This is a genomic window from Pseudoalteromonas sp. S2755 (assembly GCF_005886535.1).
GTDB lineage: Bacteria > Pseudomonadota > Gammaproteobacteria > Enterobacterales > Alteromonadaceae > Pseudoalteromonas.
Map to the genome: position 1 here is coordinate 17720 of NZ_PNDS01000070.1, position 10803 is coordinate 28522.

The following is a 10803-nucleotide window of genomic DNA, read 5'->3' on the forward strand; positions in this document are numbered from 1 at the left end:
ATCTGGCCCTATACTTTTAATCAATCACAAGCTTTGCAGTGCCAAGCCAAAAAGACAGCAAGGACTTCATTGAATCCACCAGCTCGTGGTATTGGGACGGCTTGGTCATATAAGAATTTGCCCCAAGCAAATAACACTGTTTTATATCTAACTCTGAGTCTGATGTGCTGAACATAATAACTGGAATATGCTTAAGGTTTGCCGCCCCGCGCATCTCAGCTAATACATCTTTGCCGCTTTTTCGGGGCATATTTAAATCAAGAATAATAAGGCTAGGTAATAGCTCAGAGCTATTGAGTTTTTCAATCAATTCAACGCCGTCACTTACAAATTGCAACTTCGTCTCCACCACGCCGTTATCTTCAAACGCATCACGGATCAATTCTTGGTCGTCGAAATCATCATCTGCAACCAAGATATAGTTCACAGAGTGAAGTCGCTTAATTAAATCATGATGATGGACCATTCACACTCTCCTTAAACTCGCATTAACCTCGAGCTTGTATGCTGATACCAGAGCCGCATCTGTGGCTCTACAGCTAAATTAATTGTCTTGCGCTGAAACAGGCAAGCTAAAGTAGAAAGCAGAGCCTTGCCCTACTTTCGTTTCGACCCATATGCGACCATGATGTCTCTCGACGATTTTTTTACAAATAGCAAGTCCAAGTCCAGTACCGGCATATGCGCTACGACCATGTAATCTTTCAAAAAGATTGAAGATCTGCTCACTAAATTCAGGATCAAAGCCAATTCCGTTATCTTTCACCGCAATAACCAGTTCGTTGTCTTTGCGTTCGCTGCTAATGGTGACTCTTGGCGCTCTTTGTGGCGCACTAAATTTAATCCCATTATTGATTAAGTTTAGCAGCACTCGTTGCAACTGCCTGCGGTCTCCAAATACATCACCAAGCCCTGTGGTATCCACTTGTGCGTTTGATTCTTTAATCACTAACTCAAGATCCAGTAAAGTTTCAGCTAACGCATCATCACCATCAAATGATTTAAATGACTCACCTTTACGATCAATCCGTGAAAAGCTCAGCAACCCTTTAATCAATTTTTGCATTCTTTCAGCTGAATCCATCATGCGTTTGAGATAAGAAGCATGTTTTTCATTAAGTCCCTCAGCTGAGCATTGGATCCGATCACCAAACATTTGAATTTTTCTAAGCGGCTCTTGTAAGTCATGAGATGCTAAAAAGGCAAAGCGCTCCAGCTCTTGATTCGATTCCTGTGCTTTCTCAAGTGCTATCGTCAGTAGTTGCTCTGCAGTACGACGTGAAGTGATCTCATTTTCCAAAGCTTCGGTACGTTTAGTGACTTTTTGCTCTAAAATTGCATTGAGCTTTTTATATCGCTCTGATTTAGCCAGCACATAATTAACCAAGGTATTTCTAAACTTCAATGCACAACTGACTTCAGCTTCTGTCCAAGGGTGAGACTTGCATTTCACATTCTCAACCCATAACTTAAACGAGCTGCGTGGCATTAAGCGATGGCTACCATCATCCAAAAACTCAATGGATTTTTCAGGCTTCCCTCCCCAGTTTTTGGTTTGAATAACTTCTTTTCTAAACCACATGATAAAGTGATTAGCATCCGCAGAAAGTGGCATCAATAACACCCCACTCGCCGTTTTCGCAAAGGCTTTGAATGTTTCGTTAAGCTCACCTAAGTTATGACAATAAAAAATAGAGTCATCCCCAAGTTGGTGCTCTACGAGCCATTGGTAAATGGCTTCAATATCCACCTTTGCGGGAGTTTGCCCGTAGCATTCTAAATCATTTTCCACACGCCACGCGACACCCGTAGCTTTCATCATTTCTTGTAATGCCGCTGACTCATACCGCAGGCCATCAACAAAAAAGATCTCTTTTGCCATACGCTCTGTAACAGTAGAGCTTAAGGTCAGTGCATTGGCTTCAGCCAGTGCTTCTAAGGATGAGGTTTTGAGAGAGATCAGATAAGATAACATCAACCCCATATACTGGGCGACTTCACGAGTGTTAAATGGCACTACATGCTTTTCATAATGGTGACAAGCAATCAGCCCCCACAATTTACCAGCAACAATAATACTGATAGACATGGTCGCCTTTACACCCATATTACGTAAGTACTGGCAGTGAATTGGCGAAACACTGCGTAAAATACAGGCGCTTAAATCTATTGGCTTATCTTGCGGATAAAGCGGTGAATTTTCGCCATCAACATCGGCAAGTAAACGAACAGGATTTCTTAAATAAAGTGTTCTTGCTTGTTTTGGAATATCTGACTCTGGAAAATGCTGATTTAAAAAGGAATTAAGGTCACTACGCTTCGATTCAGCAACCACCTCACCATTGTACTCGTGATCAAATTTATACAGCATCACCCTGTCAAACTGCGTTAATTCTCTAATTTCTTCCACGGCCATTTCGTAAGAAGCCTGCAAAGATTGAGAGTCAACCATACTAGATAAGGAGTGCTTCATAAGGTGCTGCATTGAATGGTTGCCTTCAATGCCATTCACCGTATTTTGTTCAAGCTCTAAAATCAGCCCTTCTTCGTTTTGGCTAGCGGACACAGAGAATTCAACACGTTTTGAATCTTTGGTTGTTACCGTGGCCACCATCGGATTTAAACGGTGAATATCAGAGGTCTTATAATTGCTGGCAAGCAACTCAAAAAATGGAGACGCAAAAATCGTTGCAGCATGAGTATTGACCAAAGCGCTAGGTTCAAAGCCTACAAGCTCGGCAAAATTTTCACTAAAGTAACGAAGTTTCAATGTGTTAGCATCAAATAGCAATAAATAACCATGCGATTGAATTGAGCCTGGAATATGAATTGGCTCTTTGTGACAGTTGTCCAGTGTTGCTTCGAACTTCTCCACCTTTTATACACCCTCCTCCTTTTATCTAGCTTCACCATCGTATCATGGATCCCCACCTAGTATGCAAGCTGGTCGAAGTAGATACGTACTCGGTTCACAAAGCGATTAAATGCGATTAGACTTGTACAATTAGGAAGTAATAAAGTAAATGCATTATGACAACCACAGTAAAGTGTCCAACCTGCCAACAGGCTGTTGAATGGTCGGATAAAAGTCCATTTCGCCCGTTTTGCTCAAAGCGCTGCCAATTAATTGATTTAGGTGATTGGTCTGACGAATCAAACGCGATTTCTACACCGATAAAAAGTGGTGAACTCACCCCCCAAGATGCGGAAAGTTTGATTGAAGATATAGAAGCGATGCTGGCTAAAAACGACGATAGCTTTTTTAAAGAATAGACCTGCGGGCCGGTTTCCTCGGCCTTCACTCTCTGATATTAGCTTATTAGGCTCGTAAAAGAGCAAACTCGACAAAACCACTAGCTATCTTTTTTTGCTTGTTCCTCTTGCCCTTCTCGCTCCGTGCCTCTTTCCTCATTTTGATAAGTTTTAGCTATATGCCCCGCCCCTTCTAAAATATCACTTAGCTGGATCCGGCAAATTTCCGACAGTTTAATTAAGGTACCCAAGCGAAATGAGCTTGTTCCGTTAAGGTAATCGTCTAGTGTGGTGAGACCTATTCCGAGCTTTTGGCTAATGGTTTTTTTAGTATAGCCTCTACGCTTTTTGAGTTCTTTTAACAGTTCTCGGATCCTAAGTGTCACCTCGTACTCTTCAGGTGTCTGCATGTCTCCCTCAGTGATACCTAGTAACAAACAGCCAACAACAAAGAATACCCTTAGTTACTCTGAAGAAAATAAAAGTTATTGGAAAGTTTGTGTGCGTAAATTAAGAATTTTTCAATTCGACACTATTTCAAAGAGTTATCCGCAGACTTGCTAGATGTACTCCTAATCGAAAAGTACCACAACGCAAACATGTTATCAACATGTAACTTAAACCGATGTAAACGGTTGTATTGTTCTATACATTGGTTGCAAAAGATCAATTCTTTACATCAAACTGGCGTACAAGCTCTCATTTTATAAGAAGGTGATAAGTAGCAGGTGATTGATAAAGCCCTTACCGAGAAGGTCAGGGCTAGATTGGAGGAAAACATTGATATTTAATCTGCCTTTTTATTACCTTTGTGGCTTCGACGTGACTTAAGTGCTTGAAGTTTATCGCGCTGCTCTTCGTTTAGTACATGGAAAACTTTGTGGCGAGTTTCCATTGAAAGTAACGCCCACGCTTGCTTCTTACCTTGGCTTTTTTCCAATAAAAGTTGCGCTTGAGCCTTATCAAAATTTGGCGCTAACATGAGTGCTTTCATCTCTTCACGATAAGTTGAATGTGCTTCTTTCCCACTTTCTTTTAGCGCTTTTTTGGCAGTTTTGTAGTCCGCATAAATTGTCTTTAGTTGGCCTTGCTGCGCTTCTGTTAACTCTAATAACTTCTGCCCTTTATCCGATAGCAACAACCTTGCTGAGTGTTCAAGATGCCCGCCCGCAGGACCTGCACTTGCAGTGAAGCTGAAAGTCGATACGCCAAGCGCTGTAACTAATGCTAAAGTAGATAGTAATTTCATGATGTTGGCTCCTTGTTCGCCATTGCTTTGTCACCATCAAATTTAGCAAGCGCAAAGAAAAGGAACGTCAGACAGAGGTAAAGTTTTGTCAGTGCTTTGCAAAAAAAAGCAAAGGCAATTTACATAAGGCGTTGAAGTAATGTGTAATATGCTAGAGCCAAACTATTCAGGCCAACGCCAACCAACAATGCTGGACTAAGTATGACAATGAAACATTCCATTTTACTTATTGATGACGACCAAGAACTTTGCAGCCTGTTAAAAGAATACTTTGCTGCTGAAGGCTTTGAAGTGGCAATGGCCCACGTAGGAACTGAAGGTCTGAAGCTGGCATTAAAACAAAATTTCGACCTAATATTATTAGACGTAATGCTTCCCGAAATGGATGGTTTTGAAGTGCTAAAAGCGTTACGTGTTCAGAAGATGACACCCGTTATTATGTTAACGGCAAAAGGCGATGACTTTGATCGCATCTTTGGTTTGGAGCTAGGTGCTGACGATTATATTCCCAAACCGTTTAACCACCGGGAGCTACTCGCGCGCGTTAAAGCCATTACGCGTCGCGTCGATCATTATAAGCAACACAGTCCAGATGATACCTTTACTATCCATCAACTGCGTTTAGATGTGGCTTCGAGAAGCGCCACTGTTAATGGCGAAATGTTGTCGCTGACGGGCACCGAATACGAAGTGCTACACTTGCTGGTCAGAACCGCAGGAGAAGTGGTCGACAAGCAGACTATTTCACGACAAGTACTAGGCCGACCACTTGTGCCTTATGATCGCTCTATCGATATGCATGTCTCTAATGTTCGTAAGAAAATTGCCGCATTAAGTGAGCACACTTATATCAAAACGATCCGCGGCGCTGGCTATATTTTTCTAAAGGCGTAATGAATGAAGCGGTACTTACTTGTTAAAGTTTTTGCCTGGTTTTGGCTCACTATCATTGCCACTATGTTGTTGCTGCTCGGGATCAGCATGCTACAACCCGATGTTGTGGAAACTCAGCGTATCTCAAAACCCATGCTGCAAAATCTAAAACAATTAGAAAAAGCGTTAATACGCGCAAGCGAGCGTCCTAATTTTGAGCTTAATGAGATCGCCAAACTACGTAAAAGAAAAGCGCGAAATATCTATTTGAGCCACCGCGATGCCGAAAAAAGCGTTACCGCCGATCCAAATATAAAAACGCTGAATTTAGATTTACTCAGTTTTACCGAAGATGCCAAACCAGTCGCTATTTTTACCCCAGAGTACAAGGCTTTTGGCCCCCTAGAGCTTACACTTCAAGGTGATAGTTATCGTCTTTATTTAATTTTTGAAAACCATACGCCAACTGCGCTCGTCAAATTAAGAGCCCTACCACTTTGGATAAAAGTCGCGGTCGTGCTGGGCGCAAGCTTGTTGCTATGTTTTTGGTTTACTCGAGATCTATTGTTACCAATTAAAGAGCTACAAAAAGCCGCTGCAAAACTTTCTCGTGGAGAGCTGTCGAGCAGAGCCGATATAAATACCAAACGCCAAGACGAGCTCGGTCAACTGGGTCATGATTTTAACTTAATGGCTGATAAGTTAGAGTCTTTAGTTAACAATCAAAAGCGCTTACTTGCTGATATATCCCATGAACTACGCTCACCGCTTACCCGCTTGCAAATGGCCACTGGCCTTGCGGCGGGCCATGCCACCGCGCAAAGCCAAAGCTATATCGAACGCATTGAGCGTGAAGCTCAGCTAGTTGAAAATATGCTCAGCGATATCTTACATTTATCTAAGCTCGAAGCGGATCAAGTGCCAATCGATAAGCAACTAATTAAGCTCAATGAGCTGCTCGACCCGATATTGGAAGATGCACTGTTTGAAGCACAACAACTAGGGAAGGACCTTGTCGTCACAGCACTACCCGAGGCAATACTTTATGGCGACCCAATGCTACTTAACCGGGCATTCGAAAACATTATTCGTAACGCGATTAAATATGCAACTAGCCTTATTAATGTCGAGATTGAAAGTGATGGTAAACACTTGCGATGCACTATCAGTGATGATGGTAAAGGCGTAAGTGAAGATATGCTCGACAAGCTTTGTATTCCGTTTTTCAGAGTGTCCAGCGCACGTACGCCGACCAAAAATCAAATGGGCGGGTTTGGACTGGGTCTTGCCATTGCGCAGCATGCGTTAAAAGTACATGACGCCCATATCGAATTTAGTAATAATATTGGTTTGCAAGTCAGCATCCGAATTCCATTACACAGGTAGCCATGTTTTATAGCCAGAGTCAGCAACTTGAATCACATCTTCCAGAAATTGATAAGCACTGGCAAGGCTGCCAAAAAGGCTTTTTTGATACCCTTCATGGTAGGCTATTTTACGCCTACCACATTCCAGAAAAGGCAACGTTCAGTCTGGTATTAGTTAATGGTCGTATTGAATCGGCGCATAAATACAGAGAGCTGCTGTGGGAGTTTGCGCAAAACAACATAGCGGTATTTACCTATGACCATCCAGGACAAGGCTACTCGCCGCGATTACTGAAAGATAACCAAGTCGGCTATGTCAGGCGCTTTGAAGATTATGCAGCAACATTGCACTGCTTTATGGATCAAATCGTTACCGAGCAAAATACCTTACCACTTTTTATATTGGCGCATTCGATGGGTGGTGCCATTACTTGCGACTACTTATCGTTATTTCGGCCTCGCAACATTGAGGGAGTGTATTTATCAGCCCCGATGCTTGGGATCAACACGACTCCCTACCCAGCTTGGTTTGCCGAGGGACTTGCGGGCACAGCTTGTTTAATTGGGCTAGGTAAGCATTATGCATTGGGACAAGTGCACTACCACAACAAGCCTTTTCAAGATAATGACCTTACTGATTGCCCAATCAGATATGCGCTATTTAGAGGCCTGTACGATCAATTTCCCGAGCTACAGCTCGGTGGTGTCAGTTTTGCTTGGCTATACACGGCGCTGCATAAATGCCGCTCGCTCCAGAATATTAAGTTAGCTCTGCCAATCCGTATCGCGACAGCCAGTGAAGACAGCATTGTTGATAATCAGGCGCAAAGTCAATTTGCCGCACACAGAGACAATGTGACACTTACAGAATTTATTGGGAAACATGAACTACTTTGCGAGCAAGATAACACCCGCAAAGCTGTGCTAGATGATTTTTATGCGTTTACAGCGGAGCTACTTACCGCTAAAGAAACAGGGTCTTGATGGATAAGTACATCCATCTCACAATCAAACTCTTCTTTAATGCTAGCAACTACCTCATCTGCAACCTGATGTGCTCGCATCAGCGGCATATCATCGTCAAGCTCTAGATGCAGTTGAATAAACTTGATTTTTCCACCTTGCCTGGTACGCAAATCATGTACTCCGTAAACATCCTCATGACTCGACGCGATAAGTATGATCTGTGCTTTTTCTTCGTCTGGCAGCTCTTTATCCATCAAGTGCGCAGCACTTTCCTTAGCAATATCCCAACTGTTATAAAGTAAATACATCGCCACCAAAATACCAAAAATTGGATCGGCGTAACCTACACCATAAAAGTTAAGCAAAACCGCTAGGAGCACAGCAAGGTTTAATAGAATGTCGCCCTTATAATGCAACGAGTCGGCCTTAATGGCGATGGACTGCGTGCGTTTAACCACTTGATATTGCACCGCAACCACCAACAAAGTACATACTATCGCAAATAAACTCACCCACACACCAAACAACGAATGTGGAATTTGGGTTGGATTGATAATGCGCTCTACACCATGAAAAGCCAATAAACTCGCAGAGCCCGCGATAAATGCAGCTTGTCCAAGCCCAGCTAACGCTTCTGCCTTTCCGTGACCAAATCGATGATCATCGTCCGCAGGACGCAGTGCGTAGCTCAGTACAAAGAAATTCATTAAAGAGGCACTAATATCAAGCAGTGAATCAGTTAAAGAGCCGAGCATAGCGGCACTACCCGAAGACAACCAAGCCCAACATTTAGCCGCGATCATCAATCCCACCATTACTATGGTGAATACACTCGAAAACCTCACCCAAAACTCATAGCTGCGATCCACTGGCACCTCATTTCTTTCATGTTATTTAATCTGAAGTTTGGTTAACTGAAAACCTAAACTTCTGATTAGTCTTCAAACCACTCGCAACATGCTCATGCATCGCGATGCTATTATATTACAGGGTAATGGCTTGAAATGAAAAACAGATTACGGTTGTATACTTTTTCACAACAATCTAACTTTAAAAGCTGCAGGGTAATGCCTTTCGCTCTATCAAGCGCAGCACATATAAATGTCGACAAGTTTCAGCTATACTGCCGGGCAAAATTTAATAGAGGCCTATCATGTTAGATATCGTTTTATACCAACCCGAGATCCCGCCTAATACCGGCAATATTATTCGTTTGTGTGCCAATACAGGGTATTCATTACACCTAATAGAGCCGCTAGGATTTGAATGGGATGATAAACGGGTTAGACGTGCAGGCCTTGATTATCATGAGTTTAGTGAAGTTGAGCGCCATCCAAACTTTGAAGCATACTTAGCCAAACGAAATCCTAAGCGAGTATTTGCTTGCACGACAAAAGGTAGCAAATACCATCATGAAGTAGCCTATGAAGCAGGTGACTGCCTATTGTTTGGCCCTGAAACTCGTGGTTTGCCAGAAGACATTATTTTTTCACTGCCTGAGCCTCAACGAGTCCGTATTCCAATGCGCCCCGATAGCCGCAGTATGAACCTATCTAATGCCGTTTCTGTTTTTGTTTATGAGTCTTGGCGACAACTTGAGTTTGCAGGCGCAAAGTAAAACCGCTCCTAGCTTCTGCTGCATAGGAGCAAACTTGAAGCACAAAAAAGGCGCCTTACGACGCCTTGCTAACTTTAATTTACATTAACTATAGGGATTCTTTTAAATTTCTGCGTGGTGCAAAATCGTACCAACAATATCACTGAATTTATTTGCCGGTTTCATTGAGTTTACTGCACGTCCACAAGCTTTCATCATATCGATGAGGTCAAAATAACCAACTGGATGCTGAGTCACTTCATCGATCACTAGCAAAAACTCGAAGCCACCTTCTTCCATTGTTTTTAGCACATTGCCAACCACAGTTTGGCTAGTTTGTTTTAAGGTGATTTGCCGAAGATCGGATAGTGGGATCATAACATCATTGACGTTTAAATCACGTCTCGTACAGCCACGTCTTTCTGCAATACTCAACACGTAGCGACTACCAATTCTTGCGTTAGAGATCATACCAACAAGCTTTTCTTTGCTATCTACGACAAAGCTTGCTCTGCGGTGCGTTTTATCTAGCACTAACGTAGCTTCATCTATGCTACTGTTTTCATCAATATGCTGCATTGGTGCCAAATGTAAATTGTGCATTAGGCAATGCGCAGGTGCTTGCTCTAGGTTGTCAGTGTTACAAGCTGGGAAGTTATTTTCAGCAAGTTCATAATTTGCAACAGGTTGAGTTTTCAATACTGTGTAAGTGTTCATAGATCACCTCTATCTTTAAAATTAATTAAGCACGGAAAAGGACTAAATTAATTTGCGACAGGTGGTGCTCTAATCGACTCGCTTACTGAGTTTGAATAAGAATAGGCTGGTTGCGATTGCGCTATGATAAAGCTACTAGGAACCGCGAAACGATGAGTTGTTGATACAACGCAATCGTCTGAATCAGGGCTGGAGCTTGAGTTGTCTAGGTCGACAACGATAGGTGCGATTGAAAGCGTGGTATCACATTTAGCAGCGTCGGCCGTTGACACAGTCAACAGACTCAACATACAAAATGTAATCACCCAACGAACTAACCGCATAGTATTCTCACTTCTACTGCCTTACTTTGAGTGTATGGGCAGTTTCTTGCGTTTACAAGTATTATTTCTAATCTATTTACTAAGCTTTTAAATATACTAAGGTTAATTTTTGTACGCACATTCAGCACTGTATGAGCTGAGATGAATTGTTACTAATCTCCTGTTTGTAGCGCGCCGTTTAGCGTTATACTAACGCTGATATTTTTGGTATGTACCTTAAATCAAAAGAATTAAATCATACCAATTTTCTTAATTAAGTGAGCTATTTTGAGGCGAGAAAATCTTGTCGATAACCAGGCGAAATTTTGCTATTTAGTTGTTCTAAATAAGAAATTTTTAACGCCGTTAGCGTCAGATTTACTCCTTCAAATTGAGCAAGTATTAAGACAAATTGGTATTAGGCATTTAAGCTTATAGTCGAATATCTACTTAATTTCCACCCGGGCTGAGCGCATTACC

12 protein-coding genes are annotated in these 10803 nt (G+C 42.2%); 5 read left to right on the forward strand and 7 right to left on the reverse strand.

Annotated elements, in window-relative coordinates; genetic code table 11:
• Positions 1-16: 16 nt before the first annotated feature.
• Together CWC03_RS12855 and CWC03_RS12860 are read right to left on the reverse strand one after the other, a co-directional pair.
• Positions 17-466 carry a response regulator gene (locus tag CWC03_RS12855; RefSeq protein WP_138582249.1) on the reverse strand — a complete coding sequence of 150 codons (450 nt, stop codon included), beginning with the start codon at positions 464-466 and terminating at the stop codon, positions 17-19.
• 78 nt (positions 467-544) lie between these two features.
• Complete coding sequence (locus tag CWC03_RS12860) at positions 545-2875, reverse strand: ATP-binding protein (protein WP_138582250.1); 2331 nt, start codon at positions 2873-2875, stop codon at positions 545-547.
• Between the two features lie 155 nt (positions 2876-3030).
• Here CWC03_RS12860 and yacG point away from each other — a divergent pair, with 155 nt between their 5' ends.
• Complete coding sequence (yacG, locus tag CWC03_RS12865) at positions 3031-3273, forward strand: DNA gyrase inhibitor YacG (protein ID WP_128728528.1); 243 nt, start codon at positions 3031-3033, stop codon at positions 3271-3273.
• A gap of 80 nt (positions 3274-3353) precedes the next feature.
• Here the strand turns inward: yacG and CWC03_RS12870 are convergent, their stop codons facing one another.
• Both CWC03_RS12870 and CWC03_RS12875 read right to left on the reverse strand, forming a co-directional pair.
• A complete protein-coding gene (locus CWC03_RS12870) occupies positions 3354-3662 on the reverse strand; it encodes a helix-turn-helix domain-containing protein (RefSeq protein WP_138582251.1) in 309 nt (102 codons plus the stop codon).
• Between the two features lie 377 nt (positions 3663-4039).
• Positions 4040-4501, reverse strand: a complete 462-nt coding sequence (locus tag CWC03_RS12875) for a Spy/CpxP family protein refolding chaperone (RefSeq protein ID WP_138582252.1) — start codon at positions 4499-4501, stop codon at positions 4040-4042.
• A gap of 207 nt (positions 4502-4708) precedes the next feature.
• Between CWC03_RS12875 and CWC03_RS12880 the strand changes: the two genes are divergently transcribed.
• From CWC03_RS12880 to CWC03_RS12890, 3 genes are read left to right on the forward strand one after another with little or no spacing between them, the layout of a single operon-like run.
• Positions 4709-5395, forward strand: coding sequence for a response regulator (locus CWC03_RS12880; protein WP_138582253.1), 687 nt, complete (start codon positions 4709-4711; stop codon positions 5393-5395).
• 3 nt (positions 5396-5398) lie between these two features.
• A complete protein-coding gene (locus CWC03_RS12885) occupies positions 5399-6760 on the forward strand; it encodes an ATP-binding protein (protein ID WP_138582254.1) in 1362 nt (453 codons plus the stop codon).
• Positions 6761-6762: 2 nt separating this feature from the next.
• The gene (locus CWC03_RS12890) at positions 6763-7725 is read left to right on the forward strand and encodes an alpha/beta fold hydrolase (protein WP_138582255.1); all 963 of its coding nucleotides are present in this window, start codon (positions 6763-6765) and stop codon (positions 7723-7725) included.
• Here CWC03_RS12890 and CWC03_RS12895 read toward each other — a convergent pair.
• Complete coding sequence (locus CWC03_RS12895) at positions 7677-8522, reverse strand: cation diffusion facilitator family transporter (protein ID WP_128728908.1); 846 nt, start codon at positions 8520-8522, stop codon at positions 7677-7679. The genes CWC03_RS12890 and CWC03_RS12895 overlap by 49 nt on opposite strands.
• Before the next feature lie 338 nt (positions 8523-8860).
• On the opposite strand from CWC03_RS12895, the gene trmL reads away from it, so the two are divergent.
• Positions 8861-9325 carry a tRNA (uridine(34)/cytosine(34)/5-carboxymethylaminomethyluridine(34)-2'-O)-methyltransferase TrmL gene (gene trmL, locus CWC03_RS12900; RefSeq protein ID WP_128728534.1) on the forward strand — a complete coding sequence of 155 codons (465 nt, stop codon included), beginning with the start codon at positions 8861-8863 and terminating at the stop codon, positions 9323-9325.
• Positions 9326-9427: 102 nt separating this feature from the next.
• On the opposite strand, the gene CWC03_RS12905 is transcribed toward trmL, so the two are convergent.
• Together CWC03_RS12905 and CWC03_RS12910 are read right to left on the reverse strand one after the other, a co-directional pair.
• Positions 9428-10021, reverse strand: a complete 594-nt coding sequence (locus CWC03_RS12905) for a CBS domain-containing protein (protein WP_010606047.1) — start codon at positions 10019-10021, stop codon at positions 9428-9430.
• Positions 10022-10068: 47 nt separating this feature from the next.
• Positions 10069-10344 (reverse strand): hypothetical protein, encoded by a 276-nt coding sequence (locus tag CWC03_RS12910; RefSeq protein WP_138582256.1) that lies wholly within the window; start codon positions 10342-10344, stop codon positions 10069-10071.
• Positions 10345-10803 lie beyond the last annotated feature (459 nt).

Excerpts from the sequence above, each read along its gene's own strand:
- CWC03_RS12875 (WP_138582252.1), bottom strand. The coding sequence starts at position 4,501 with ATGAAATTACTATCTACTTTAGCATTAGTTACAGCGCTTGGCGTATCG.
- CWC03_RS12870 (WP_138582251.1), bottom strand. The coding sequence starts at position 3,662 with ATGCAGACACCTGAAGAGTACGAGGTGACACTTAGGATCCGAGAACTG.
- CWC03_RS12895 (WP_128728908.1), bottom strand. The coding sequence starts at position 8,522 with ATGGTGGGATTGATGATCGCGGCTAAATGTTGGGCTTGGTTGTCTTCG.
- CWC03_RS12885 (WP_138582254.1), top strand. The coding sequence starts at position 5,399 with ATGAAGCGGTACTTACTTGTTAAAGTTTTTGCCTGGTTTTGGCTCACT.
- CWC03_RS12910 (WP_138582256.1), bottom strand. The coding sequence starts at position 10,344 with ATGCGGTTAGTTCGTTGGGTGATTACATTTTGTATGTTGAGTCTGTTG.
- CWC03_RS12880 (WP_138582253.1), top strand. The coding sequence starts at position 4,709 with ATGAAACATTCCATTTTACTTATTGATGACGACCAAGAACTTTGCAGC.
- trmL (WP_128728534.1), top strand. The coding sequence starts at position 8,861 with ATGTTAGATATCGTTTTATACCAACCCGAGATCCCGCCTAATACCGGC.
- CWC03_RS12905 (WP_010606047.1), bottom strand. The coding sequence starts at position 10,021 with ATGAACACTTACACAGTATTGAAAACTCAACCTGTTGCAAATTATGAA.
- CWC03_RS12890 (WP_138582255.1), top strand. The coding sequence starts at position 6,763 with ATGTTTTATAGCCAGAGTCAGCAACTTGAATCACATCTTCCAGAAATT.
- CWC03_RS12855 (WP_138582249.1), bottom strand. The coding sequence starts at position 466 with ATGGTCCATCATCATGATTTAATTAAGCGACTTCACTCTGTGAACTAT.
- yacG (WP_128728528.1), top strand. The coding sequence starts at position 3,031 with ATGACAACCACAGTAAAGTGTCCAACCTGCCAACAGGCTGTTGAATGG.